At 44.4% G+C, this 25,529-nt stretch carries 24 protein-coding genes and 1 pseudogene; 7 read left to right on the top strand and 18 right to left on the bottom strand.

Going from position 1 to position 25,529, the window contains the following annotated elements:
* Positions 1-12 precede the first annotated feature (12 nt).
* From DN730_RS08380 to DN730_RS08370, 3 genes are all read right to left on the bottom strand, one after another.
* Positions 13-951 carry a GGDEF domain-containing protein gene (locus DN730_RS08380; RefSeq protein ID WP_158541192.1) on the bottom strand — a complete coding sequence of 313 codons (939 nt, stop codon included), beginning with the start codon at positions 949-951 and terminating at the stop codon, positions 13-15.
* Complete coding sequence (locus DN730_RS08375; RefSeq protein ID WP_211313853.1) at positions 944-2,035, bottom strand: cobalamin-independent methionine synthase II family protein; 1,092 nt, start codon at positions 2,033-2,035, stop codon at positions 944-946. Before DN730_RS08375 ends, DN730_RS08380 begins: the two co-directional genes overlap by 8 nt.
* A gap of 156 nt (positions 2,036-2,191) precedes the next feature.
* Positions 2,192-2,410, bottom strand: coding sequence for a DUF6500 family protein (locus tag DN730_RS08370; RefSeq protein WP_115467669.1), 219 nt, complete (start codon positions 2,408-2,410; stop codon positions 2,192-2,194).
* Positions 2,411-2,637: 227 nt separating this feature from the next.
* On the opposite strand from DN730_RS08370, the gene DN730_RS08365 reads away from it, so the two are divergent.
* Positions 2,638-4,677, top strand: a complete 2,040-nt coding sequence (locus tag DN730_RS08365) for a methyl-accepting chemotaxis protein (RefSeq protein ID WP_115467668.1) — start codon at positions 2,638-2,640, stop codon at positions 4,675-4,677.
* 95 nt (positions 4,678-4,772) lie between these two features.
* Here the strand turns inward: DN730_RS08365 and DN730_RS08360 are convergent, their stop codons facing one another.
* Positions 4,773-5,441 (bottom strand): SDR family oxidoreductase, encoded by a 669-nt coding sequence (locus DN730_RS08360; RefSeq protein ID WP_115467667.1) that lies wholly within the window; start codon positions 5,439-5,441, stop codon positions 4,773-4,775.
* Between the two features lie 413 nt (positions 5,442-5,854).
* On the opposite strand from DN730_RS08360, the gene DN730_RS08350 reads away from it, so the two are divergent.
* The 4 genes from DN730_RS08350 to DN730_RS08335 all read left to right on the top strand — a co-directional run bounded on the left by DN730_RS08350 (position 5,855) and on the right by DN730_RS08335 (position 12,714).
* Complete coding sequence (locus DN730_RS08350; protein ID WP_115467666.1) at positions 5,855-7,072, top strand: phosphoribosyltransferase family protein; 1,218 nt, start codon at positions 5,855-5,857, stop codon at positions 7,070-7,072.
* Positions 7,073-7,386: 314 nt separating this feature from the next.
* Positions 7,387-10,281 (top strand): ligand-binding sensor domain-containing protein, encoded by a 2,895-nt coding sequence (locus tag DN730_RS08345; protein ID WP_115467665.1) that lies wholly within the window; start codon positions 7,387-7,389, stop codon positions 10,279-10,281.
* A gap of 237 nt (positions 10,282-10,518) precedes the next feature.
* A complete protein-coding gene (locus DN730_RS08340) occupies positions 10,519-10,992 on the top strand; it encodes an Lrp/AsnC family transcriptional regulator (protein ID WP_115467664.1) in 474 nt (157 codons plus the stop codon).
* A gap of 39 nt (positions 10,993-11,031) precedes the next feature.
* Positions 11,032-12,714 carry an aminotransferase class V-fold PLP-dependent enzyme gene (locus tag DN730_RS08335; protein WP_115467663.1) on the top strand — a complete coding sequence of 561 codons (1,683 nt, stop codon included), beginning with the start codon at positions 11,032-11,034 and terminating at the stop codon, positions 12,712-12,714.
* A gap of 1 nt (position 12,715) precedes the next feature.
* Here the strand turns inward: DN730_RS08335 and DN730_RS08330 are convergent, their stop codons facing one another.
* Positions 12,716-13,270 carry a YceB family lipoprotein gene (locus DN730_RS08330; protein WP_115467662.1) on the bottom strand — a complete coding sequence of 185 codons (555 nt, stop codon included), beginning with the start codon at positions 13,268-13,270 and terminating at the stop codon, positions 12,716-12,718.
* A gap of 162 nt (positions 13,271-13,432) precedes the next feature.
* On the opposite strand from DN730_RS08330, the gene DN730_RS08325 reads away from it, so the two are divergent.
* Together DN730_RS08325 and DN730_RS08320 are read left to right on the top strand one after the other, a co-directional pair.
* Complete coding sequence (locus DN730_RS08325) at positions 13,433-14,524, top strand: mechanosensitive ion channel family protein (RefSeq protein WP_211313852.1); 1,092 nt, start codon at positions 13,433-13,435, stop codon at positions 14,522-14,524.
* A gap of 205 nt (positions 14,525-14,729) precedes the next feature.
* Entirely contained in the window at positions 14,730-15,542 is an 813-nt protein-coding gene (locus DN730_RS08320) for a response regulator (RefSeq protein WP_115467661.1), read from the top strand.
* Between the two features lie 88 nt (positions 15,543-15,630).
* Here the strand turns inward: DN730_RS08320 and DN730_RS19430 are convergent.
* The 13 genes and pseudogenes from DN730_RS19430 to rbfA all read right to left on the bottom strand — a co-directional run.
* Positions 15,631-15,849 (bottom strand): annotated as a pseudogene (locus tag DN730_RS19430) (hypothetical protein); the annotation flags it as partial.
* Positions 15,850-16,037: 188 nt separating this feature from the next.
* A complete protein-coding gene (locus DN730_RS08315; RefSeq protein WP_115467660.1) occupies positions 16,038-16,436 on the bottom strand; it encodes a VOC family protein in 399 nt (132 codons plus the stop codon).
* Between the two features lie 55 nt (positions 16,437-16,491).
* Positions 16,492-17,289 carry a helix-turn-helix domain-containing protein gene (locus DN730_RS08310; protein WP_115467659.1) on the bottom strand — a complete coding sequence of 266 codons (798 nt, stop codon included), beginning with the start codon at positions 17,287-17,289 and terminating at the stop codon, positions 16,492-16,494.
* 123 nt (positions 17,290-17,412) lie between these two features.
* The gene (locus tag DN730_RS08305; RefSeq protein WP_115467658.1) at positions 17,413-17,637 is read right to left on the bottom strand and encodes a hypothetical protein; all 225 of its coding nucleotides are present in this window, start codon (positions 17,635-17,637) and stop codon (positions 17,413-17,415) included.
* Between the two features lie 238 nt (positions 17,638-17,875).
* Positions 17,876-18,265, bottom strand: a complete 390-nt coding sequence (locus tag DN730_RS08295; protein WP_115467656.1) for an MAPEG family protein — start codon at positions 18,263-18,265, stop codon at positions 17,876-17,878.
* Positions 18,266-18,388: 123 nt separating this feature from the next.
* On the bottom strand, positions 18,389-18,859 hold the full coding sequence (locus tag DN730_RS08290) for a GNAT family N-acetyltransferase (RefSeq protein ID WP_115467655.1): 471 nt from the start codon (positions 18,857-18,859) through the stop codon (positions 18,389-18,391).
* A 156-nt stretch (positions 18,860-19,015) separates the two neighbouring features.
* A complete protein-coding gene (locus DN730_RS08285) occupies positions 19,016-19,867 on the bottom strand; it encodes a hypothetical protein (protein WP_147290568.1) in 852 nt (283 codons plus the stop codon).
* A 303-nt stretch (positions 19,868-20,170) separates the two neighbouring features.
* A complete protein-coding gene (locus DN730_RS08280) occupies positions 20,171-20,440 on the bottom strand; it encodes a hypothetical protein (RefSeq protein WP_115467653.1) in 270 nt (89 codons plus the stop codon).
* A 227-nt stretch (positions 20,441-20,667) separates the two neighbouring features.
* Entirely contained in the window at positions 20,668-21,012 is a 345-nt protein-coding gene (locus DN730_RS08275; RefSeq protein ID WP_115467652.1) for a VOC family protein, read from the bottom strand.
* A gap of 519 nt (positions 21,013-21,531) precedes the next feature.
* Positions 21,532-23,643 carry a polyribonucleotide nucleotidyltransferase gene (gene pnp, locus DN730_RS08270; protein ID WP_115467651.1) on the bottom strand — a complete coding sequence of 704 codons (2,112 nt, stop codon included), beginning with the start codon at positions 23,641-23,643 and terminating at the stop codon, positions 21,532-21,534.
* Positions 23,644-23,834: 191 nt separating this feature from the next.
* Positions 23,835-24,104, bottom strand: coding sequence for a 30S ribosomal protein S15 (gene rpsO / locus DN730_RS08265; protein ID WP_115467650.1), 270 nt, complete (start codon positions 24,102-24,104; stop codon positions 23,835-23,837).
* An 89-nt stretch (positions 24,105-24,193) separates the two neighbouring features.
* The gene (gene truB, locus DN730_RS08260; RefSeq protein WP_115467649.1) at positions 24,194-25,123 is read right to left on the bottom strand and encodes a tRNA pseudouridine(55) synthase TruB; all 930 of its coding nucleotides are present in this window, start codon (positions 25,121-25,123) and stop codon (positions 24,194-24,196) included.
* Between the two features lie 9 nt (positions 25,124-25,132).
* A complete protein-coding gene (gene rbfA, locus DN730_RS08255) occupies positions 25,133-25,519 on the bottom strand; it encodes a 30S ribosome-binding factor RbfA (RefSeq protein WP_115467648.1) in 387 nt (128 codons plus the stop codon).
* Positions 25,520-25,529: the final 10 nt, after the last annotated feature.

Below are 25,529 nucleotides of genomic sequence, written 5' to 3'. Positions count from 1 at the left end.
AGCCCTAGTTCTCTAGTATAAGTTTGCACTGCGGATACAATCTCTGCCATCTCGCTTAGCTAAATACACTTGTTGTTCGGCGGCCACCACAAGTGCTTCGGCACTGTCTCCATGTGTTTGTTCCGTACTGGCTACCCCAACACTGATGCTCACAATAGACGAAGCTTTTGACTTTGCATGAGGAATGGCTAGAGCACGAATGGCCGACAATAACGCTTCAGCTATACGTTTCGCACTTACCAAATCTGTCTTAGGCATCAAACAAGCAAACTCTTCGGGACCATAGCGTGCAATCGAATCTCTCGGAACGTTTAAATACGCTCTAATGGTCGCAGCAACCATTTTTAAGCAAGAGTCACCTTGGGTGTTGCCATACAAATCCATATAGCTATTAAAATAGTCAACTGTGACATACAGCATCGATAACGGTTGTTGCGCACTCTGGCATTGTTGCCAGTTCTTCATCAATTGCTCATCAAAAAACAGTCGATTACCCACCCCTGTTTGTTGATCCTTACGGGCCAGTTCATTTAATCGAGAGGCTTCCTGATCACGCTGTTTCAGCACCGATGCAGACATTTGTAGCGCGGCACTGCGCAACAGTTCGGTACTATTTTCTGCCATAGAAGGATGCAGTGGAGCCGCTGGGCAAGCACCTTTTGCAATACGTAAAATGGTCCCTCCAACCCCTACATCCTGCTCCACAGATATTGTTAGCCGATTATTTATGTATTCGAAGACTGGCGGCACTTCTCCATGAGCGGTCCACGAAAGATCTAGAGCCCTTTCGGGTAGTAAGCAGGCTGCGTAAATATCTTTTACCTTCACGCCGAGCGCTATAATATCTGTCGCATCAGCAAACTCTTGTACAAAATCGTCGTTCCAATCCAGTAGTCGATACTCAGCGTCAAACAACGCAAAGCTTTTATTGAAGGTTGATAAATCATCCATTCTGACGACCTTGCTCCTGTGACAATTTTTCTGCTGCCATCGCAGTGCCCAACACACGCGCTCGAATTTTTGCGAATGCCGTTTCCTGTGTCGTGGATACATCATCACAAAATGGAGAGAAACCACAGTCATCCGTCGTTCCTAACTGATCCAACGGTATGTGGCGAGCTGCAGCGAGGACTCGTTCGCATACCATTTCTGGTGTTTCTATGGCTGGATCAATCACATCAATGACGCCTATAAACGCGCGCTGATGAGGTTTTAAATAGCGTGCGACGATTCTTAACGCTCGATCAGGATCGGCTTCACCGGCCATCGCAATATAGAAGTTGCCTGCTTTTAACTCAAAAAGACTGGGAAGCAACTCTGAATAATCTACATCCGCGCTGTGTGTTGAATCGTGATCAGCCCCTGGACACGTGTGTATGCCAATTTTTTGTCGTTCAACATCACTGAACCGCCCTAAAACCCGATTGTTTAACTCAATAAAGGCCGTCAACAAACTACCGCTAGGATCCAGCTTGATCGCTAACCGCCCTTCGGTAAAATCAATTTGCACCTTGCAGGCGCCCGCCGCGAAACAGCCACGAATTTCTTTCTCTTGCTCGTCAACCAAATCGTCCAAAAACTCTTCTCGACTGTAGTCAGGAAGTCCATCTACCGGATAAAGTAGACTCAATGCGGAAACAGAGATAATGGCCTGCTTTACTGGCTTATCTGTATGACGCTTAACCAGCGGAAACGTGTCATAAGCATTCTTAATAAAGCGAAATGGACCCGCGGTTAAGCGCGGTAAACGCCTTACATGCCCATCTTGGAAAGGAATCTCGATACCATCTGGGGCAAAGTTATCCCCCCCCTCGACCGAGTAAGTAACAAAGCTATGAGTTTTACGCTGCTCACCATCACTTAATACCGGAGAGCCCGTCGCTTCAAATTGCTTAACGGCTTCTACTACCGCTTCATCGTAAGCAATCTCCATCATTTTGGAATCAAGCTTCCCCTCATCATACAATCGCTGTGCTTCCATTAATTTTTGCGTTCTGGGGATACTGCCGATGGCTTCAGTCGGTATAGTAATCATAGAGTTAACTCCATTTTCAGATCCATGATTTGAAATACGATAAAATTGTAGACCACTCACTCACCTTTGGTACAAAAACTACATTCAGTTAGTGCAACAAAGAGATACCAAAGCTAGGTTATTCGATGATTTGATCAGACTAATTCGCGCTATAATTTATAAACCTTTTTGCACCATTTCTTTGATCACTTTTGCTTTTTCAAAATGATCTAACTGGTGTGTTTGAATCCACCATGTGGCCGCTTCCATTAACAATTCTGGGTTATCATTCTTGTTCGCAAAAAACGCGTAAAAAGACAATCCTACTTGATCGCCCTTAGCCGCCATTTTCACGTCGCATACTTGAATGATTTTATCTCTAAGTGACTGTCTCATCTGTTCTAAAGTGTCCTATTATCGTTAATTTTTGTTGATCTAATCATACTAACGACATCAAAAAAAAGCTGAATCCGATACGATCTCATGAGTGAGAGCCTCGTCTCATTTGCAACTCTGCAGGAGCAAAGCCAATACTATGATTATTTTTTGCACGATGAAAAATCCTAGCCTAGACTGTAAAAAATTAATATCTAACTTCCCTCTCGCAAGCAAAGGATCTGATCATGCGACTGCACTCTATTCGAGTAAAAGTAATGCTTCCTATTGTATGTCTAGCGCTGATATTAGTAGGACTGTTTGCCTTTATGGTGTTGCTGAGCAACTATCAAGCGAACGCGATGAAAACTCAGGCAGAACACTATTTTGAAGCCATTTCAGAAGTACTTAATGCTGACCGTGATATCTATCAAGCCCGTCTAGCTCAAGAAAGAATGCTAACAGGCGAAGGCAACACTGAGCAGAATCAGACCGAGTTTAACGAGAATGCCCAGCAGGTTTTCAATCGTTTTCAGTTGTATCGACAATATTTAGCCGACGAACCCAAAGAACTGGTTAAACCTTACGAGAATTTTGATTCACTTTACCAACGATGGATAGAGCGAAGCGAGCAACTCAACACAACGACCCGTGCTATGCAAAATCGCTCTGCAGAAGTCATCAATCTAGAACAGCTCTTTACTGAAATTCGCTCTATGCTGGATGATGCTGGAGAAACGCTTCGAACTCATACCCGCAATCAAAGAGAAGACTTAACTCAGTCACGTCTTGAGAGACATTTTGAAGCGGTGGCGGCCGTTTTAAATGCCGACAGAGATCTTTACCAAGCACGTATCGCGTTCAACCATGCTCGTACTGGATTAGACGATTTTAATAACGCCGTCGAAGAGTTTCATCACAATACTGCCCAAGTCATACAACATTTCAACGAATACCGTATTTATTTAAAAAATGAGCCGGACCTTTTATCCAAGTACCAAGGGTTTGATGCAAAATTCAATGAGTGGCTGCAATCGAGTATTACCTATTTAGAGTCAATCCCTCAAGATGGCAGCAACATTATAAATACAGCAGGGTTTAAAGACGTTGAAGAAAGCTTTGCGGCACTGCGAGAGCTACTCGATTCGGCGGGCACTCAAGTGCAAACGCATGCTCGTCAAGTGGAGAAAAATACCAACGAGGAAATAGCCAATTATCAATCTATCGCTATCACAATTATTGCCATAGCCTTTGTCGCTGCGCTTATATTTGGCTATCTGGTACCGTTAAGATTAACCCGCAACATTCAACATATTAGCGACCGTATCCGAGAAATTGCCGACGGTGATGGCGATCTCACTCAGCGTATCAACAGCTCATCCAAAGATGAGCTTGGTGACCTTGCCCAAGAGTTTGATAGCTTCGTCGAAAATTTACGCGTTATGATCGCGAGTATCGGAGAACAATCCAAAGCACTCGGCGCAATGACTGACCAATTAAAAACAGCGTCTGAGCAGACCGAGGAAATCACACACTCATTGGTAACCTCCTCTGAGTTTATCGTCAGCGCAGGACATGAAATGAACATGTCCAACCAAGAAATGTCTAGTATTGCCACAAATGCTGCCAAAGAAGCCACCGACTCTAATCATCTTACGTCTCAAGGTATCGCCGCAGTGCAAAGCTCACACAAAGCCGTTTCAACCTTGGTCGAAGAAATTAAACAGGCACTGTCTCACTCCACTGAATTAGAGAAAAGCTCAGAGGCCATTGCATCGGTGCTGGAAGTGATTCGAAACATTGCCGAACAAACAAACCTATTAGCACTCAATGCTGCGATCGAGGCCGCGCGTGCCGGAGAACAAGGTCGTGGCTTCGCCGTGGTGGCCGATGAGGTGCGCACACTGGCAACGCGCACACAGGACAGCACGAATGAAATAGAAGTTATGATTACTCAGCTTAATCAAAGCGTTAAGGCATCATCCAAATCAACACTTAGCAGCCGTGACAACGCATTAGCGACGTCTGAAAACTTTGACAAAGTCATTAGCATTTTCGATGCCTTGCACGAGTCATTTTCAAAAGTAGAAGACATGGCGGCCCAAACCGCGCAAGCCACTCAGGAACAGTCCCAAGTTGCCAATGACATCAATGAAAGTTTGGTTTCTTTAAAAGAACAAACAAGTGGCGTTCAAGAGGTGTCGACGAATATCAACCGTCAATCAAAGCGTATATCAGAGCTTTATCAAACCCTAGAGAATCATGTAGGAAGTTTTAAAGTATCGTGATAAACGATGGCGGGGCACAATGAATGCACCGCCACGTATACCTCTGAGCGATCGTTTATATCGACTGGGTTGTCTACATGTCCGATCAAGCAATTTTACCAAGGCAAAATATCACCGTTGGAATGCCAGAATGTCCCTGAATTGTCTAACGTAAGTTCATCAATACGCTGAGCTAAACGCGCCGCTGCTTGGTCAGGAGTGATATCGCCATAGCCACCAATCATCTCTGTACCCACTAAACCAGGGTGTAGCAAAGCAACCGCCACACCATGTGGCTTCAAATCGTGTGCTAACGAAACACCCGCAATGTTCAAAGCCGCTTTTGACATGCGGTAACCATAACGACCTCCGCTGGTGTTATCGGCTACTGAACCCATGCGACTTGTGATCAGCGCTAACTTAGCATTGGCGCTAAACTGTCCTTTTAACGCTTCAGTTACCGCTAATGGTGCCAGTGCGTTGGTTTCAAACTGACGACGCACCGAATCCTTGTCGATGTCACCAAGCACTTCATCTCTAAGAATCCCAGCATTATTGATCAGTAGATCAATCGAGACTCCATTCAGCGCCTCCGCCAAACGATTGATACCCGAGTCCTCAGTCACATCTATTCCCTCAATGACCGTTACCCCTAATGACGTTAACTCTTCGCTAGCCTGTCGGCATGCAGCGTACACATGATAACCACGATTTAGGTAGAGACTTGCAAACGACAAACCAATGCCACGGCTGGCTCCGGTAATAACAACACTTTTATTAGACATAGCCTTGCTCAATGATTGTGAATGTATTGCAGTAACTGGGGACGACAGTGTTAAGATCAAGGGACGATGCGCAGACGCAGCTACGATTAACAAAACCGCTCCCCCATGTGATCGCTTTTTTATCGTTTATTTACCCCATCTCAGCTCTATTTGTTGATCATCTCGCATTCTCCACTCAGATCTCGTCAATCCAATTATTAGGTATTTTCCTAATTCTATTATCTGTCCGCGCAGTAAAGTTTCACTGGTCTCCGACTCTTTTCAGAAAAAAATCGGCCAATAATCATTGATCCGTAAACGTTATTTCGAATTATTGAAATATTTGTTGTCAGAAAACGGCCGAGCGCCTATTACTCAACGCTCATACATATTAAAATTAGCCAAAGCTTTACTCTCCTCGTTAAGGATCTTGAATGACTTTGTCTACTAGCTACCCAACCAACGTCGTCGTGGTTAGCAACTCATCTGATAACCCTTTTGCCATTGATGTCGCCTATGCCATGGGCCAACATGAAGATATTGCAGACATCATCAGTATGAAGCAATTTATGAACTCCGAGTTCTGTCCGCGCTTCATTTCTGACGAAGCTGACTTCGAAAACATCGGACGCAAGCTAAAAGGCAAATCTGTCATTATTGTGAGCACTGGCAGTCGGATAAAAAGCCGCCAAGAGCTTGCTATGTCTAACCTCATCATTGCGCGTGCTGCGAAAGAAAACGGCGCTGAGCGCGTCATTCTTGTCGAACCAGATTTATTCTACAGTGCTCAAGATCGAGGCCCACGCAAAGATCTTGGCGAAACAAGCTTCGAGCGAGACACGAAAGACATCAAAAAATTCGACGGTCAGCCTTTTACCGCTAAGCTCTACGCACAAATGCTCAAACTATCCGGCGTAGATACAGTGATGACCATTCATAACCACTCGGACTCAGTTCAGAAAATCTTTACGGATGTCTTTGAGGGTGATTTCCATAATTTAATCCCTTACGAAATCTACGCGCATTACCTCTTAAACTCAGACATTTTAAGTTATGGTGATGAAGGTGAAGGGTTAGTCCTTTGTGCGCCGGACAAAGGTGCACGCGACTTTGTTAAACAGATGTACAACACTCTAGGTTTGACGAAAGCCAAGTTCATTATGCTTGATAAAGAGCGTACGGCTGAGCGCAAGGTCGATATCACGCTGCACAAAGAAAGTGAGCATACTTTTGAAGGATTAGACGGCGCCAGCATCATATTATTCGATGATATGGTTCGTACAGGTTCAACCGTAGTGAAATCGTGCCAATTCTTAAAGCAAATCAATCCTGAACGCATGGTATTCGCTGTATCGCATTTCTATGCGAGCGACGAAGGGCGAGAACGTATGGCACACCCTGCACTGGGTGAAATCCTAACATTAAACACGCTACCGACGATTTTAAACCGTGATGAACAAGGCCGCTTACGTAAGAAAATGGTTGTGTTAAAAGTGGAGAAATGGCTTGCCCAAGAACTTTGCAACGTTCTTGGCCTACCCCAAACCCACGAACCCAACCCTTACAAGATCGACATGTCATCAAAAAACCCTCGGTTCAAACGCAAAATCTGGCACAGCGATGAATTGCAAGAGCTTAAAAACAGCCGCTAATTTTTAAGCTAAAGAGAGTAGGAAACAGGCTTTTGGTTTCCTACTCTTGCAATCAATTGCCGCATCCCTCGCTCTAATAGCCCTTAACCTGAATTAACCACTTGTTTATTTACTCTACAACGCATTTCTCAGAAAGCGTTTACATAAAGATACCGTTTTAACCCCTTTCCCTATGTCCACACTTGTCGAAAATAGCGCAATAAGTGTTATCATTTAGTCAGATATTGCACTTTTTTTGCATAATAAACATGATAACTATTCCCCAAAGCCTGATCTTTGTCGTGTTGAAGCTAAAGGATTAATGGAGCTCGACCATGGTTAATCGCCGTCTTTTTTTGCTGGCCATTACGTTTTTACTGCACGTCTTTGCCAGCTTTAGCTACGCATTAACGCTTTCCGATTACTTTACTGATACTTGGACATCAAACAACGGATTGCCTCATAACAGTATCAATGCGATTGCACAAACAGATGACGGCTATCTTTGGTTTGCGACATGGGAAGGGGTTGCACAATACAACGGGCGTGAATTTAAACTATTTGACCGTAATGCCGCGACTGGTATCCGCGATTCAGGGACTCGCGCACTTGTTGCCGCACCCGACAATCAACTCTGGATAGGTGGAGCACGAGGAAGCTTAACATTACGTGAAGGTTATGATTGGTATCCACAAGACTCCGCTCAGAGCCTAGTAAACCATGTCCTGATTGATCAGCAAAAAAATGCGTGGTTCGCGATACAAGGTAAAGGCGTTTTTAAACGTACGTATATCGCACCACACCAATATCAGGATGAACAAGCGTTCATTACAGGCATCTCCGGCTACCGCTTAACACAGACTGCTAATGGCGACATTTATGCCGCTACCAGCAAGGGGCTCTATCGCATACGTGATGATCAAGTGCAACTGATCCATTTTCCGAATGGCCGACATACGCTACACGTAATGCACGTCTCGATGGATCAACAAGGGCGTTTACTGATCGCAACCGAAGCTGGCGCGTGGCGCATGGACAACGGTAAATTATCACTAGTGCATGCTTCGCTCGCCCACGAGCCAATTTCAGTCATTGAAGAAGATCAAAATGGTCAATTATGGCTGGGAACCATTTCAACAGGTTTAATTCGTATTACTGGACAATCTTTAGAGAGAATGAGCACCGCCGAAGGACTGCCCAACAATCGTGTTATCTCTATCTTTCAAGATTTTGAAGGAAGTATTTGGGTCGGCACGAATGGCGGTATACTCAGACTTCGGGAAGCGCCATTCATATCCATTTCCAAGAAAGACGGTCTGTCAGGCAATTTTGTCCGTACGGTAATGCCTAATCAAGACAATCACCTTCTAGTCGGATCAGATGCCGGATTAGACTTAATATCAGAGACAGAAATCCACTCATTAAAGGCCCCTCAAAGCGAGCCGCTATCAGTCTTAAGTCTCGAATCTTTAGCTAACGGCAATACCCTAGTTGGCACCTATGTTCACGGTGTCTATCAGCTATCGGACAATCAATTGACCCCATTCCTATCAACAGAGTCTGGATTACCAGCAGCGGAAGTTCGCGCCATTCTACAGGACAAACAAGGAGGTCTTTGGTTTGGGACACCTGCTGGCTTAGCACATTATTCTCCTTCGCTGACGCAAATGACACTATATACAAAATCCAATAGTGCCCTTCCAGACGATTACGTTGTGGCGCTCGCAGAAGATGAACTGGGTCGTGTTTGGTTTGGCACGGGCATTGGCGCTGGGTATATTGAAGATGGACAAGTCACCGCACTGGCGCTCGAGCAATACGAGCAAGCTGAATTTAGCTTTGGCTTCCAAGTAGAGCCTGGATTTGTCTGGATCGCCACGGATCGTGGTTTAATTCGTTTCCGACAATCGGACCAGTCACTGGCCATTATTGGGCGGCCACAAGGGCTTCCTATCGACAAGTTCTTCCAAGTCGTCAAAGACCGTAGCGGTAGCTTTTGGCTTTCCAGCAATCGCGGACTTTGGCGTATCCCTTACGATCAAGCCCATGCCGTGGCAGACGGCAAACAATCGCACATCCGTTTTGATCACTTCGGGCGCAGTGATGGTATGGGTAGCAGCCAAGCCAATGGTGGCTCTAACCCTGCAATGTCGATTACCGATAGCGGTCAAATGTTTATTGCGACAGCACATGGTGTTTCCAAAGTGACCCCCAACCATCTCAAACAACCGGATCAAATCTTGTTGCCGTTAGTCATTGAAGATGTCTCCTTTGATAACCAATCAGTCAACCCTGCGAGCCAACACCAAGTACCAGCAGGCACTGACCTTATCCGCATCACCTACGCTGGTCTCGGATATTCCATGCAAAATCACTTGGAATATCGTACTCAATTGATTGGCTTTGAAGATGAATGGATTAATCGTGGTAATCACAACGTCGCTGAATACACCAATTTACCTCCTGGCAGTTATCAATTTCGTGTTGCTGCTCGATACCCATACGGACAGTGGAACGAAGCCGATTTTCAATATGCCTTTCATATAGAGCCTTTCTGGTGGCAGCGCTCCGATATCCGCCTGATACTCTCTTTTATGGCATTGCTAACCCTAGGAGCAATTATCTATTTGCGGCTCTACGCTTTAAAACAACGGGAACGCCAATTGCAGCAGCAAGTCCAATTGCAAACGCGAGAGTTACGAAAGCAATCTGCTGAATTTGAACGATTAAGTAACGAAGATGCGCTCACCGGCTTAGCTAATCGACGCGCCTTCGATAGAGCGCTTCAGGCACGCCTAAGCCAACCTACCTCTGACACATGCTTTTCGCTTGCAATCGTCGATATTGACCATTTTAAGAGGATCAATGACTCCTTTAGTCATTTGACGGGAGATCAGGTGATAAAAGCTCTTTCAAAGCTACTAACGGATAACAAGCATGGTATTGAAATGGTGGCACGCTGGGGCGGAGAAGAATTTGCCTGCATAACCTCCGGCGAAGGCTCTTCCATTACCGAGCGCTTCGAGCGACTTCGAGAGGCCATCGCTAAAACGACTATCACAACCGACCAAGCTGATATTCATATAACGGTAAGCGTCGGCATTGCAAGCAGCCACCAGACACACAATTATAAGACGCTATTACAGCTCGCAGATAAAGCGCTTTACCAAGCCAAACAAAATGGGCGAAATATTGTTGTCAGCTTGTCCCAAGACAACGCCAGCTCATAGCAATCTCATCGTCATGTTCTACTCTTTCGTCTAGATTTTCAGCAGGAGATTCCAATATCTCCTGCTAATTCTGCCCCCATTTCAAATAAAACAGGTAAAAAGAAACAGTATTTCTGAGGCTTCTAGCAGGATCAAATTCCTCAAACACTCTATTGCAAGAAACAGAGTTGCAACGCTCAAGCCAAACCGCCACAATAGGAAATATAATTCCAACTTTAAGCTATAAAATAGAACAAAATGAACTTAGATAACACAGACTTGCAACTACTTGCCTTAATTCAAAGCGATGATAGTATTTCAATAGAAGTCATGGCCAGCCATGTCGGGTTATCAAAAACCCCATGCTGGAGACGAGTTCAAAAGTTAGAAAGCGCAGGTTATATCAAACGCCGTGTCGCACTTTTGGATGCCGAAAAATTCGGCCTAGGGGTGTCTGTTTTTGTACAAGTAAAAACAAATCAGCACGATGCTAACTGGTCAGAAGACTTTGCTCGCACCGTGTCAGCGTTCCCCGAAGTCGTTGAGTTTTATCGAATGGCAGGAGAATACGATTACTTACTGCGTGTACTGGTAAAAGACATCCCAGCCTATGACCGATTTTATAAACGATTAATCAGTGCCACAGCACTCACTGACGTTACCTCAAATTTTGCAATGGAGCAGATTAAGTGGACCACACAGCTGCCTCTACCGACATTATCTAAGGAATAACAGCAGCGGGTTAAGTGGTGTACTCTAAAGGATCATGCAATGAGCGCCACAATACCCCACTCCCCATCCCATGATAGTGATCACTTAATGGCACGTATTCGTGACGGGATCATTGGTCATGATACTCAAATTCAAACACCGTTCGGCTTTAGGCGCCTAACCTACGCAGACTACACTGCGTCAGGGCGCAGTTTAGATTTCATTGAAGATGCCATCCGGCAGCACGTGCTGCCGTTATATGCCAATACACACACCGAAGCGAATGCCACTGGGCAGCAAACTACCGCCTTCCGTGAACAGGCGAGGCAGCAGATTCGTGACGCAGTGAACGCTAGCTCAGAAGATCTAGTAGTTTTCTGTGGCAATGGTGCAACTGGAGCGATTAATACTCTGATTAGTCAGCTTGGGTTACGGTCCTTAGGTCCAGAACAAGCAGCGAATGTATGTGTCTTCATAGGCCCTTACGAACATCATTCGAATGAGTTACCGTGGCGAGAGCTTGGCGTCAATGTAATCCGTATTCCCGAGTCAAACGCCGGCGGTGTATGTTTGCAAACCTTGGAACAACAGCTTCAGCAACGTCAAGATCAACGCCTGATCGGTAGCTTTAGCGCTGCCTCGAATGTTACTGGTATTCTATGCGATCAAGATGCCATCACTTCACTACTTCATCGCTACAAAGCATTATCATTCTGGGACTTTGCCGCTGCTGCTCCCTACGTCACCCTAGATATGAACCCGACCAAAGGGCAAGAATTTGCCAAAGATGCGATGTTCTTCTCAACGCACAAATTCATCGGTGGACCAAGCACCCCTGGCATCTTAGTCGTCAAAAAGGCCATAATCCAGAACAGCACACCAAGCCATGTGGGCGGCGGTACCGTGTCCTTTGTGACACCTGAGGGACATACTTTCCTCGACATTGGCGAACGTCGAGAAGAAGGTGGTACTCCAGGAATCATCGACGCTATTCGTGCAGGGTTGGTTTTCCAATTAAAGCAGGCAGTGGGCGCCCAGCAAATCGAAGCGCGCGAACATGCACTGGTAAAGATGATTGATCAACGTTGGCAAAACCACCCTCAGATAGAACGACTCGGGCATCAAAGTGCGCCTCGCTTATCCATCACAGCATTTCGGATTAGGACACCCTCTGGATACCTGCATCATGGTTTTGTAACGGCAGCTCTCAATGATCTATTTGGGATTCAAGTCCGCGGTGGCTGTTCGTGCGCTGGGCCTTACGGTCATCAGCTTCTCGGCATCGATATGGCAGAATCAGAGCGAATTCAGACAGCGCTGAAGCAAGGCGAAAAACTGGTTAAACCAGGCTGGGTACGTTTTAACTTCAATTACTTTATCGACGAAGCGGAAGCCGAATTTATCTTAGATGCCATCGACTTTATTGCCGAACAGGGTACCGCCCTTTTGCCCTTCTACGCATATGACAACCAAAATGATCTTTGGCGCTTTCAAGGTCACAGTCAAGCGCCAAAGGCGCTCGATAACCTGCTTTGGCAAGCCAATAGCGCGCCACTGCCCCAAGTACATTCACAGGAAAGAAATCAGTATCTTAAACAAGCCCAAAGCATCGTAAGTGACTGCAAAAATGGGCGCTACGCTGTTCAACCACAACCCTTTAATACCATGTTTTCTGATATTAAACGCTTCGTGTTAGCAAGTGACTTGCAGTCAATCAGAGATAACACTGTTTCCGTTAAATAGTTTATTTTGGTTGCAACACTAACTTGCCCTGAGCGACGGTGAGATCGAGTGGTATGCTGGTCAATAAGCGAACTGCATCATTAGTGGTATCCATTTTATAAACTGGATTTGACGATAAGTAAGTATTCACCAATGACATCACTTCATCGCTAATAGGCGCGAGATCTCCTTTATAGCCACCCGCTTCCACAGAGCTCTCGCGTAACGCTAACGAGCGAATAAAAATCGCTTTCTGTTGGCTATCGTAAAAAGGCGTGCCTTCTAATCTGAGATTCAATGTTGCCGAATAGGAAAAACCTAATACCGTGATATCAGCGATCGCGCGCGTACCAAGTTGCACTACATCTCGATTTTCGGGCCCGATATTGACAGTCATATCCTTCACCGCAAGGGAAAGTGGAAGACCTACTACGGTCGATTCACTTCGCAAACTGTCGAGTTGGCTTTTGAGTACCTGCTCTAATTCAGAATTGGATACAGTGTATGTAGAAAGCTGTGACAGCGAAGCACAACCGCTCATAATCAGAGCAAAACACATAACCAAGAAAGCTTTCATAACCAGCCTCACATTAATCGAACGTGACGCCAGTGTAGCGTGCGCAAGGCTCACCTGTAAAAACACAAATAACTAACACACAGAGATTCTCTACGCGGAACATCCATAAGGGGAATGGAACTTGCAGAGTTATGAGCATGATTCATTATCAAGGATACTTGTATGGATGATCTCCGTTCTTTAAATCATATATTGCCCGATTGGGTGCTGGCCGTCCTAATCGTCCTGATCATTATCGGTGCATTGTTGCTCATTAAGCGCTTGGTGCTAAGTCGATTAATTCGGCTTGCCAATAAAAGTGATTACTTTTTCGACTCGTTGCTTTTCAACGCCATTAGCTTCCCACTCTCGTTAATCATTTTCTGTCTTGGGATATTCATCCTAGAAAAACTACCTGCACAAGAATCCAACTTTAATAAGGTGATCGATGGCTCATCGGCTTATGCTATGCCTATCTTGCTTGTACTCGCCGCCGTCTATTTTTTAGATAAAATGATCGCAGGCACGATTAACCACTTCAGCAGTCAATCCGCTCTTTTACACAGCAGCCGATCTATCGTAAAAGGCATCAGTCGATCGTTTGTTTTCGGTATTGGCATGCTGGTGTTACTGGGCACTTTAGGAATATCTATTACCCCTTTGATTGCATCACTGGGTATTGGCTCTTTAGCCGTCGCCCTCGCACTTCAGCCAACCCTAGAAAACTTCTTTTCAGGTGTTCAATTAATCGTCGACAGTCCCATTCGAGTGGGAGACTTCATTGAGTTGGATTCTGGCGAGCAAGGCTTTGTTGAGAAAATTGGCTGGCGATCCACTTGGATCAAAACCCTGCCTAACAACACAGTCATCATGCCTAACAGCGTGTTGTCCGAATCAAAAATCATCAACTACTTCTACCCAACGAAAGTGATGTCTGTGCCCGTTGAGGTTGGCGTGCATTACGACTCTGATTTGGAGCACGTGGAAGCCGTCGTCCTCGACGAAGCAAAACGCTTAATGGAGACACATGAGTTTGGTGTGCCCAGCCACGATCCCGTAGTGTTTTTCCATACCTTTGACAACTCCAGCATTAACTTTACCGTTATTCTAAAAGGCCAAGAATTCTTTCATCAGTTCTTTCTACGCGCAGCGTTTATCAAGCAATTGCACAAGCGTTTCAAACAAGAAAACATCGTCATTCCCTATCCAATTCGTGCCATCAATACCGAACAAGAGTGTGCTCAACTTAAAAGCACTAAACCAGAGGCTCCTTAACGCTCATAGGATGAGACGTATTCTAGTGAGCCTATCTTGAGCCTTGTCATCATGATCGATAAGTACCCATAGAGCTCATTTTAATGCTAGGTATTATTAGCAAATTGAGAATTAGAAATATTTCATATAAAACAATGAGTTGAAAAGTCCACCTTTTTTGCATATTGTCTAAAACAAGAATAAAAACGGACGACAGGTATAAAAATTGAAAGACTTAACTTTTTTAGTCGTGGACGACTCACAAATAGTACGTAGCTTAGTAAAAACGGCAGTCTTTACTCAGTTCGGCTCCAATCGAATTTTCACTGCCAGCAACGGTGCCCAAGCAAAAGACATACTCCTGTCTAAGAAAGTAGATATTATTATTTCAGACTGGGAAATGCCCAAAATGAGTGGCCAAGAGCTTTTATCTTTCGTTAAGGAATCCAAAAAACTCAGCGAAATACCGTTTATTATGATGACCACCCGAGGCGGAAAGGAGTCTGTTCTTGAAGCGATACAAAATGGCGTGAGTCATTATGTGGTTAAGCCTTTTACAACAGAGAAGCTTGAAGACGCGATACGCCGCTCATGGACATCCTCTCGTAAACGTAAAGAAATGCGTATTGCAGGATTGCCACAGCATGTTTTAAAGATTGCCACATCAGGACAAATGCTGGATGGCAAAATTCAAAACATTAGTCGTTCTGGTGCTTTACTGGACTTACCTTTTCACTCCGCCTTGGCATTGTTTTCCAACATACGAATGCACATTAATATGCCTCTCAATGACAATGACACAATCCAGTTATGTAATTTGACCGGGCGTATCATTCGTATATCCGCTCATAATGCCTCAGACCCCACGGATCGAAGCTGCTCCATTGCATTGATATTTGACTATGAAAAATGCGAAACAAAAACGATAGACGGACTCAATTATCTGATGGACTACCTAAGCTCCAACCTCCCTAAACTGGTTAAAGAGACGACACTAAAATCGTCCATGTGCGATAACTTCACAGGTATCAGTGAATAAGTTCAAGAGCGCACCGGACAACCAATCATGCAAGAATTAGCCTAATGAAATGATTATCTAGATATATAACGCCAAGCTAAGCAGCCTCCTAGCTTGAACCTTTTGTTAATTTACTTACGTAAGAAACACCTAATACCATACCAACAGCTAGGCCAAGAACATGACCTAGCTTCGGATAATGAGCAAAAATAAGATCAAGCGAAAAAGCCGGAATTAATGCAAACATTAACGCATAAATGACCTTACGTTTGTTTGGAATAACCGTTGTTAAAACAATTCCAAATCCGGCAATACCTAATATCGCTTGAGAACCACCTGTTCCAGTATTCCATGGTGTACTCTAACACGACAATAGATAACACGTTGTAGCCCATAAGGTTTTTCAAATACACCTTCATGCTGGGTAAGCCTTATTTTATTAATGCACATGTGCGTAATATTTTTGTCCACAGAACCCTACTAAATATAGCTCTAAACGAAGATCAGTAATTCAGACTATTGATCTGTAACAGTCAAATGTTGAACTACATCAATCCGAAAACCAGCGGGGTCTTCCAAAATGAAGTGTAGCTGCCCCCAAACTTCTTCTTTGAGCTCCATAGCCATTGTCAATTCCATCTTTTTCGCTTCGGTATAGGCATGTAATGCATCTTTAACTTCTAGAGACACTACGTAGCCATCTGGAGACATTAATGGCCGAAGAAAGTCTGGCTGACTCGCATGGTCTGGCACCAAGAAGGCAAGCTGTACACCAGAGCTTGGTGATATCAAATGTAAATAAAAGTCAGCTTCGTAAAATACGGCATTAAAACCAAAAACGGTTTCATAAAATGTTTTCACAGCTTCTAAATTTGTCGTCACCATCACAGGGAACATCGCGTCTATTTCAATCATATTATTAAGCTCTTATCGTTGACTAAGTAAGCTACATTATTGTTCACTCAAAAGATCATTGGTTGTATAAAACGGACATTTTCTTGAACTGCGTTGGAGTAACACCTGAAAAGCGTTTAAACTCTCGCACGAAATGAGGCTGATCGTAGTAGTAATCAAGGTAAGGCTTGCTGTGTTGCGGTGCATTATTTATCGCTTTGAGAGCACACTGAAACCTTAAAACCTTGCCAAAATCTTTGGGAAGTATACCAATGTGCTCTTTAACTAACCGCCTAAGCTGACGTGCAGAAACACCGAACTCACTGCTTCGGTGATCTGAGAGGTCGAGATAAGAGCCGACATTTTCGTAACAATATCGAACGTAACGAGCTAAGCGAGGATCAATGTTGGTAGACGTTATAGCAGAGTGCATGACGGCTGATAAGCTCTTACAGCGCATATCAAAGCACTCTGCGTTAGTAATGACTTCAAATACAGCGTAAACGATGTCCCTAGGTAATAATTCTTGCGCCATTACGCTATCAGTCTCCCCCCATTCACCAACAGGCACACAGACCAAGCCTTTATGCCCGAGAATTCGGAAACGGATACCAAAAAAAGACGCTGGGCCATCTATATAGAAAAGAGTAGGCGAAAGAAATGGGGGAATAAGAAAATTATCGTCGAAGCAACCTATATTGATAATCCAATCCACACAGTTATCCGGCACACTATGGTATTGAAACTGTCCTTTCGGTACCGAAAGTTGCCAATATGATTGGATCCAGGTATCTAAAGGTGGCAATGGCTGAAAAGTTTTATAGCCGCATTCGCCCGTAACTTTCCCTTGAGTTGGATTATACTCTAACAACATTTTACTATTCCAAACATAAGCTTTTCTGTCTACCAGACTCTTATAAATCTAAAATAACACAAAGGCACCCATTACTATAAAAATAGGTAAGAGTGACATATCAATACTGCCTCGTTTATCTTCTCAAACGATTCGTCCCGTTAGATCAACAAGCTCAAGATAGTCTTCTAATTTGAAAGGTAAGTCTTGAGGCGCATTTTCTCTTGGATTGCAAACAAAAGGAAATAGACCTTCAGGTTGCTCGGAGCGATTTGCGGAGAGAATGCGTTGCTTCACGCTGGTAAAATCTGATTTTTCCGGTATTTCGCTGATTTTAGCTCGAAGTAGGTTGAGATCCACATAAGCCATGCTGGCGGCTAGAGCAGCTTCGGATAATGTGCAAAAAAAAGATCAAGCGAAAAAGCCGAAGGGAGCAAATTTAATGGCCTCGTTAGGCGTTTACGTACCATGTTCAGAAATCGGGTCAAGATCAGGTATTGCTGGTGGATGCCGCTTAGATCCACTTTCGGCGGACTACTTCCACAAGCAGAACAACAGCGAGGACCAGCCCATGCGTTGTTTGCATGGGCGACTGTGATTGGCTTTGTTACGAACTTAAGACACTGATAAGTGGACCAAGTATAGCCAATGCAATCAATATAAACGTTGGTAGCATTGACAGCATAAAACCCAACCCTCGATTTTCTGGATTAGAAATATAAGCACGCCAGTATATGAAACGTCCCACAAGATAGATTGCCCCTATTCCCGAAACTAAGGCCGATGACCAATGATTCCCAGCAATAAATAAAGCAGGTAAAAATGCAACAAGCGTTTCTAGGGTGTTTGTTTGAACGCGATACATACGCTCAAAACCTGCATCGCCAGTTACGGCCGGCGCTTTTAAACCTGATTTTCTCCGGGCTGATCCAGTCATGAATCCAAAGAAGAAAAACTGAAGCACAGCCAAGGCTCCGACTAACTCAATATATTCCATGTGCTTCCTTGATACAGTTAAGATTGTTTGATGTATAACGCTTCATTAAGGTGTCAGCAGTGTTTGGCTACACTTGAGCGAAGCGAAACTGCTCAGCGTAACGAATCACTTCAAAATGCGTTGCTATGCGAATTTTTCCGCCAGTTCTCTTGTCATGAAATAACTGTGCGGATCTAGTTCGTAATCAGAGAATGGATCGCAATAACTGAACCCAAACTTTTCATACAAATTTCTTGCGGGGCGGAAAAAATCCTGAGTACCGGTTTCTAAGCTAACCTTCTGATATCCTTTGTCGATCGCTACATTCAATGCATGAGCTAGCAGCTTAGTCGCAACACCTGATTTTCTAGAGGAGCTAGACGTTCTCATCGACTTTAACTCGATATGCTGAGGGGTTAACTGCTTGATAGCAAGACAGCCTTGTAGCGCTCCATCAGACCAAGCACTAAAGAATGTAATGTCTGGTGATTTAAGTTCATTAACATCTAGAGCATGAACACTCTCAGGCGGTGACGTGGCATACATATCTGCTAAGTGCTCTTCGAGGAGCTTAATGACTTCACCACCCGATAAATCGTCTATTTTGATTTCCATATTCCGAATTTCCTGTATTCATATAAGCCTCAGTTTGGGGCGGACTTGGAGTTGTTTTGTTGTGCTAACGTAGCGTTAAGCACATAAACCAACAACCAAAAGACCGACTCAGCCCCGCGTATTTTTTCATGGCGACTACAGACGTTTTTATACCACTCACTGGTCTCCCTTATGATAACCAGATATAGACTCATTAATGGATTTTCTACTTGTAAAGTCACTTGCACAAGCATAAGCAAGCCAGCTATCGAGCGCTTTGTGATCACGATTGAAGTGCATCAGCGCTTTGGCTTTTGCATATAGTCTATAAAATTTATTGTCAGTGTAGATGTTTACTCTTAGGAGAATCCGCTCATAAAGCATGAATATCGAGATGAAATATATAAATGGAAGCAAGATAATAGACAAAATTATTGGAATGACGAAGTCCATCAAAGTCTGATATTTTGCAAAATCCCCAAAATTTGTGCCTATAAAGTAAGCCCCATAAATTAGTAAAAGCACCCCGAAAGCTGAAAGGATGAAATTCACGACTCTCTCTACAGGCTTATACTCTTCTTTTAATTCCGAATATGCGAGAACCATTACTAAAATTGAGGTGACTGGGACTATTATAAGTTCAGCGATCAAGCTGAAGCAGTGAAAAGCAACAATAAATTCGAAGATAGCAAGTAATTTGAAGTGTCCTTTAATAGAGTCTCTGAAGTACCCATCTTCGTCATGAATTGTATTGGCTTTAAAGAGCTCTACTGATGCGACAAAAACAAACCACAAAATAGTGTTTTTGAGTTGGTCTATATCCCATACCCCAATGCCATTTAGGAGGTCGACAAAAAAATAAGTGTAGGCTCCCATAAGGATGAAAATTGAAAGTATTTTAGGGTTGCAGAATGCAAACACAACTGCTTTGCCAGTCGATCTAACCTCTTTTTTGGTAAATGCCCAAGAAAAGAATATCAATATCCATATCGATACGGCAATTTCCCTATTATTGAACAGTTGATCCATGTTGAAGAACATCTCACTTTCTATAGCACCCGCATTTGCGGCTGGTTTGGAGCGCAGCAGGAAAACAGTCCGCCAACATGCGCTTGTTAAGTTTTGTCTGCATTTTCGACAAATTGATCATAATACTTTCGCGCCTATTCCTCTGGCCCTAGTGCAACGTCAATCAGCATTTGAAGACTCCATACAGGACTGAGAATTACTTACTCTAGATCTTCTGGGTAAGCCTCTGGGCCTATCGCCATTTCTAGATTTTAAAGCCACCAAATCCCTATTTTTCAGCAGATCGACCATCTTTTCAAATACTTATGCGACATCAAAATCTACACATGAGGATGCAAACGTACGCATTTCGTGAGCCAAGGTGTTACGACACCTTTTGGTATATTCGAACCTCTCCAAATCTTCACCATCAATAGCTTCCATACCTTGCAGCCATTTCAGTGATGCATAAAGGGCGATTCTGTTTAGACTAAGTACCTTTTCTTTATATTCAGGGCTTACAATCATCCCATTTTCATCAAATCCATTAGTAAAAAAACCTTCGATCTTTTCAGTAATACTACTCTTGAGCATTTCGAAGGCCATCGAAAATATAGACACAGTAATTATATTTGTTTTAAGCGTATCAAGGTGAAGGGCTCACTCCCATGACGCTTTCACTTTTTCATCCATTCTCGATCTCGATAAAGAAACTTAACACCCAGCTTAGGGACAATAAAACGTGGGCAAGAATTTGGGGCGAAGCGACTGAGCCCACGTGTTGTTGTCCCAGTGAACTTGCGACCGGCTACAGCGGTTTGTTAGCTGCCAACCTGAGTGATGTGTAGTAACTCACCCGATGGGCCCCACAAATAAAAAACTTTACCCCATGATTCTTGGGATATTGAAGTGAATTTTTGTTTAAGTGTGGATTCAGAGCATAACCTAAAGGCTTCATTGATGTCAGAAACGCAAATTTGAAGCATAAAGTTGCTAGCTAGCGCTTCATCGTAAAAGCGTTGCAGGAAGAAAAGGCAGTCACCGTTTTGAAATAAGGTAAGGTCGTCAGATACATACTCAGAATCAAAACCAATTTCTGAATAAAATGATTTGGATAACTCGTAATCTTTGCTTGGAATAAAGGCCTTTATATCTGTTACGTCCATTGTATCTACCATTTGACTGCTAACGTTTTAATAGTGCGCATGCGCGTTTAGACGAACGCAAATATCTTTAAAAAATCGCCTAACCAGCTATCGGCCTTAGACTTTATTAAGTTTTCAACATAGTCCAAAAATGTAAAATCGAGCATGCTCGTCTTGTCTTTTATCCACAGCACGTTTTTCTGACTGCGGTATTATTTAGTTCTTGATCTTAATACACTCTGACAGGCGCTTCCATGACAAGTCGAGAAAGTGAAGGCATTATTAGCGATGTACCATGTGTTTAATTGACGCCACGCGTCGGGTTCGAGGTACAAGAAGAGACAGGCGCAAGCCAATTCAATTACGTGGGATAGCGCCACCCCAAAGTAGTGACAGAGTACCGACACTGTCGCGCTAAAGCACGACCTACGATTTATGTGTCGTCTAAGGGGCCAGATCCCTTTGCTACACATAAATCGTAGGTAATAAAAAAGGAGCACCGAGGTGCTCCTTTTTAGGATCTAACCAGAAGTTAGAAGATTAGCCAGCAACAAATGCTGCTTTTTCTTCTTCAGTCACTTCTTTCATAGACAGTTTGATGCGACCACGTGCGTCTACGTCTAGGACTTTAACGATTACGTCTTGTCCTTCTTCTAGTACGTCTGCGACAGCACGGATGCGCTCTTCAGCGATCTGTGAAATGTGTACTAGGCCATCTTTGCCAGGCAAGATGTTCACGAATGCACCGAACTCAGCTAGACGAACGACTTTACCTTGGTAAAGTTTATCGATTTCTGCTTCAGCAGTGATTTCATGGATACGTAGTAGCGCTGCATCAGAAGCTGTTTTATCTGGTGCGTAGATACGTACTGTACCGTCGTCGTCAAGATCGATTGAAGCACCTGTCTCTTCAGTAATAGAGCGAATGGTTGCGCCGCCTTTACCGATGACTTCACGGATTTTTTCAGGATCGATTTTGATCGTTGCCATAGAAGGCGCGTTTGGAGACACTTCTGGACGAGCGTAGCCAATCACTTGAGCCATTTCACGTAGGATGTGCTTACGTGCGTCCATCGCTTGAGATAGTGCGATGTCCATGATCTCTTCGTTGATGCCTTCGATCTTGATGTCCATTTGTAGCGCAGTGATACCTTCTTCAGTACCCGCTACTTTAAAGTCCATGTCACCAAGATGATCTTCGTCACCTAGGATGTCAGTTAGGACTGCAAAGCCGTCTTCTTCTTTGATCAGACCCATTGCGATACCTGCAACAGGTGCTTTAAGAGGTACACCAGCATCCATCATAGACAGAGACGCACCACAAACAGATGCCATAGAGCTTGAACCGTTCGATTCAGTGATCTCTGATACCACACGGATTGTGTATGGGAATTCATCTTCTGTCGGCAGAACCGCTTGAACACCACGACGAGCTAGACGACCGTGACCAATTTCACGACGACCCACGCCACCCATGCGACCACATTCACCTACAGAGTATGGAGGGAAATTGTAGTGCAGCATGAAGCTGTCTTTGGATTCGCCAGCTAGGCCATCAGCAATTTGTGCGTCACGGCTTGTACCCAGTGTACAAGTAGCGATTGCTTGCGTTTCACCACGAGTGAACAACGCTGAACCGTGGGTTTTCTTAAGCATGCCCACTTCAACGTTAATGCCACGAACCGTTTTGTTGTCACGTCCGTCGATACGAGGTTTGCCGTCGATAACGCGACGACGTACGATGTTTTTCTCTAGCTTGCCGAATACGCCTGTTACGTCTGCTTCAGAGTAAGGGCCTTCTTCTGTTACAAGCTGGGCAATCGCTGCATCGCGCACTTCACCAAGTTTCGCGTAGCGAGCCATTTTTTCAGAGATGCCGTAAGCTTCTTCGATCTGATCTGCGTAGCCAGATTTAACCGCATCCACTAGATCAGCATTGGCTTCTTCAGCAGACCATTCCCAACGAGGCTTGCCAGCTTCTGCTGCAAATTCGTTGATCGCTGAGATGGCGGTCTGCATTTCTTTGTGTGCATACAACACTGCACCTAGCATTTCGTCTTCTGTCAGCTCTTGCGCTTCAGACTCAACCATTAGGACCGCGTCTTTGGTACCTGCTACTACCATGTCTAGTAGAGACTCTGTTAGTTCAGAGTTAGATGGGTTTAAAACGTAACCTGTTTCATCGCTGAAACCAACACGTGCACAACCGATTGGTCCGTTGAACGGAATACCAGAAATGGTAAGTGCTGCAGACGTCGCTAGCATTGCTGCGATGTCAGCGTCCAAATCCGTGTTCGTCGACATTACTGTACAAACCACTTGAACTTCGTTCATGAAGCCTTTTGGGAACAGTGGGCGAATCGGACGGTCGATCAAACGAGATGTTAGGGTTTCTTTTTCTGAAGGACGGCCTTCACGCTTCAGGAAACCACCAGGGATTTTACCGACTGCGTAAGTACGTTCTTGGTAATGAACAGATAGTGGGAAGAAGTCTTGACCAGGTTTAGCGCTTTTTGCGCCAACAACGGTTGCAAGAACTTGTGCATCACCCATTGTACAAAGTACAGCACCAGTCGCTTGACGTGCGATGCGGCCTGTTTCTAGGGTGACTTCGTGTGTGCCATATTGAAACGTTTTAGTCGTAATACTCACTCGTATTCCTTAACTTAATTTTTGTAACTTTCTCCCAAAGACATTCTTTGTTAGCCAGTACTCAGATGTGTTCTTGGGTCACCTTTGCTGACGTTCCTAAGCGGTGAAAAACACATGTGAAGTACAGGCTGTCTCTCGGGAGTCCTATAAGTAAAAAGGGCCATAGAATTGTCTATGGCCCCTCTTTGGTCTTAGCGACGCAGACCTAGCTTTTTGATCAAGCTAGTGTAACGCGTTGCGTCTTTACGCTTAAGGTAGTCCAACAACTTACGACGTTGGTTAACCATGCGGATAAGACCGCGGCGAGAATGGTGATCGCCTTTGTGATCTTTGAAGTGACCTTGTAGACCTTCGATGTTCTTAGTTAGCAATGCAACTTGAACTTCTGGTGAACCTGTGTCGCCTTCTTTAGTTTGAAACTCTGCAACCAATGCTGCTTTTGCTTCTGCAGACAATGCCATAATCATAATCTCCGAAATTAATATGCTTATTAAATAATCCAGGGTGGCCGAGCATATTTCCAGTCATCCTAGGGTTGTGGATTGTAGCACTATTTGTGCGTCAACTCACTGGTATTTACCAATCTATGGGGCTTAATTTTGCCTTTTTTCACTTCGCCTAATCCAAGAAATGCGTCGCTCTTTTCAACGTATAATCGAAGTAGCTGACCTTCTGAATATCCGCGTGTGTCATGCAGCAATCGCCCAAAAACAATATCACTGGATTCTTGCAGTGTCATGACAACGCGAGGCAAATGCAGTACAGCAGTATCAGCGCCCATTAATTGCTGATCCAGCACGTCTTCACCTTGCTCTGCAAACGCCTCGAATTGTTCGAGTGTCAGCATATCAGCGGGATCATAATCGGCTGTAGAGACACGATGAAGCGATTTCAAGTGTGCCCCACACCCAAGTGCTTCGCCGATATCTTCACCGATTGTGCGAATATAAGTGCCTTTTGAGCAACTGATATCTAACGTCAGAGTATTATCGGTGCGCTCCAACACGGTCAAATTTGAGATCGTCACCGTACGACGCTTTCGTTCGATGGTAATCCCTTGGCGAGCGTACTCATATAAAGGTTTGCCTTCGTGTTTCAAAGCCGAATACATAGGCGGCACTTGCTCGATCTCTCCACGAAACGCTTGCAATACAGTCTCTAGCTCACTATCAGACAGTTGTGGAACAGTATCTGTGGTTAGAATATCGCCTTCTTTGTCGCCCGTAGTGGTACGAATACCCAATTCAATACAGGTGATGTAGCGTTTATCAGCATCAAGGAGGAATTGCGAGAATTTGGTGGCTTCACCCAAGCATAGAGGGAGCATGCCGGTGGCAAGAGGATCAAGAGCTCCCGTATGCCCGGCCTTGGCGGCGCGGAACACACGGCGAACTTTTTGTAACGCTTGATTCGAACTCAGACCCAAAGGCTTATTTAATAGAACGACACCATCAATGGTGCGCCATTGTGTTTTGCCCATGGTAATTGCTTACTCTTCTGAATCTTTGTTCTGAGTGTCCTTACGGACGGCTTCGTCGATTAACGCTGACATACGCGCACCATTCACAACGCTTTGGTCATAATGGAAACGTAAGTGCGGCATTACGCGAAGCTTCACTTCTTTCGCTAGACGACCGCGCAAAAAATTCTTCGCGCTGTCCAAAGCCGCTTGGTTTTCCGCCAAGCGCTCTGCATCATCATCTAAGCCAAGTACCGTGTAATAAATATCTGCGTAACCAAGATCCTTAGCTACGCGAACTTCATTCACAGTGACCATACCCAAACGAGGGTCTTTCACTTCGAACTGTATAAGGGATGCCAGCTCCTTTTGGAGCTGATCACCAATACGACTAGTACGACTGAATTCGCCTGCCATGTTGAATCCC

The sequence above is a fragment of the Marinomonas piezotolerans genome, from assembly GCF_003362755.1.
GTDB classification, from domain to species: Bacteria; Pseudomonadota; Gammaproteobacteria; order Pseudomonadales; family Marinomonadaceae; genus Marinomonas; species Marinomonas piezotolerans.
Note: the sequence above shows the minus strand (reverse complement) of the source record. Positions and strands in the feature narration are given on the sequence as shown.

Bases quoted from the DNA above. Each gene is read 5' to 3' on its own strand.
- DN730_RS08380 (WP_158541192.1), bottom strand. From the start codon at position 951: ATGGATGATTTATCAACCTTCAATAAAAGCTTTGCGTTGTTTGACGCT.
- DN730_RS08375 (WP_211313853.1), bottom strand. From the start codon at position 2,035: ATGATTACTATACCGACTGAAGCCATCGGCAGTATCCCCAGAACGCAA.
- DN730_RS08370 (WP_115467669.1), bottom strand. From the start codon at position 2,410: ATGAGACAGTCACTTAGAGATAAAATCATTCAAGTATGCGACGTGAAA.
- DN730_RS08365 (WP_115467668.1), top strand. From the start codon at position 2,638: ATGCGACTGCACTCTATTCGAGTAAAAGTAATGCTTCCTATTGTATGT.
- DN730_RS08360 (WP_115467667.1), bottom strand. From the start codon at position 5,441: ATGTCTAATAAAAGTGTTGTTATTACCGGAGCCAGCCGTGGCATTGGT.
- DN730_RS08350 (WP_115467666.1), top strand. From the start codon at position 5,855: ATGACTTTGTCTACTAGCTACCCAACCAACGTCGTCGTGGTTAGCAAC.
- DN730_RS08345 (WP_115467665.1), top strand. From the start codon at position 7,387: ATGGTTAATCGCCGTCTTTTTTTGCTGGCCATTACGTTTTTACTGCAC.
- DN730_RS08340 (WP_115467664.1), top strand. From the start codon at position 10,519: ATGAACTTAGATAACACAGACTTGCAACTACTTGCCTTAATTCAAAGC.
- DN730_RS08335 (WP_115467663.1), top strand. From the start codon at position 11,032: ATGAGCGCCACAATACCCCACTCCCCATCCCATGATAGTGATCACTTA.
- DN730_RS08330 (WP_115467662.1), bottom strand. From the start codon at position 13,270: ATGAAAGCTTTCTTGGTTATGTGTTTTGCTCTGATTATGAGCGGTTGT.
- DN730_RS08325 (WP_211313852.1), top strand. From the start codon at position 13,433: ATGGATGATCTCCGTTCTTTAAATCATATATTGCCCGATTGGGTGCTG.
- DN730_RS08315 (WP_115467660.1), bottom strand. From the start codon at position 16,436: ATGATTGAAATAGACGCGATGTTCCCTGTGATGGTGACGACAAATTTA.
- DN730_RS08310 (WP_115467659.1), bottom strand. From the start codon at position 17,289: ATGTTGTTAGAGTATAATCCAACTCAAGGGAAAGTTACGGGCGAATGC.
- DN730_RS08305 (WP_115467658.1), bottom strand. From the start codon at position 17,637: ATGGCTTATGTGGATCTCAACCTACTTCGAGCTAAAATCAGCGAAATA.
- DN730_RS08295 (WP_115467656.1), bottom strand. From the start codon at position 18,265: ATGGAATATATTGAGTTAGTCGGAGCCTTGGCTGTGCTTCAGTTTTTC.
- DN730_RS08290 (WP_115467655.1), bottom strand. From the start codon at position 18,859: ATGGAAATCAAAATAGACGATTTATCGGGTGGTGAAGTCATTAAGCTC.
- DN730_RS08285 (WP_147290568.1), bottom strand. From the start codon at position 19,867: ATGGATCAACTGTTCAATAATAGGGAAATTGCCGTATCGATATGGATA.
- DN730_RS08280 (WP_115467653.1), bottom strand. From the start codon at position 20,440: ATGCTCAAGAGTAGTATTACTGAAAAGATCGAAGGTTTTTTTACTAAT.
- DN730_RS08275 (WP_115467652.1), bottom strand. From the start codon at position 21,012: ATGGACGTAACAGATATAAAGGCCTTTATTCCAAGCAAAGATTACGAG.
- rpsO (WP_115467650.1), bottom strand. From the start codon at position 24,104: ATGGCATTGTCTGCAGAAGCAAAAGCAGCATTGGTTGCAGAGTTTCAA.
- truB (WP_115467649.1), bottom strand. From the start codon at position 25,123: ATGGGCAAAACACAATGGCGCACCATTGATGGTGTCGTTCTATTAAAT.
- rbfA (WP_115467648.1), bottom strand. From the start codon at position 25,519: ATGGCAGGCGAATTCAGTCGTACTAGTCGTATTGGTGATCAGCTCCAA.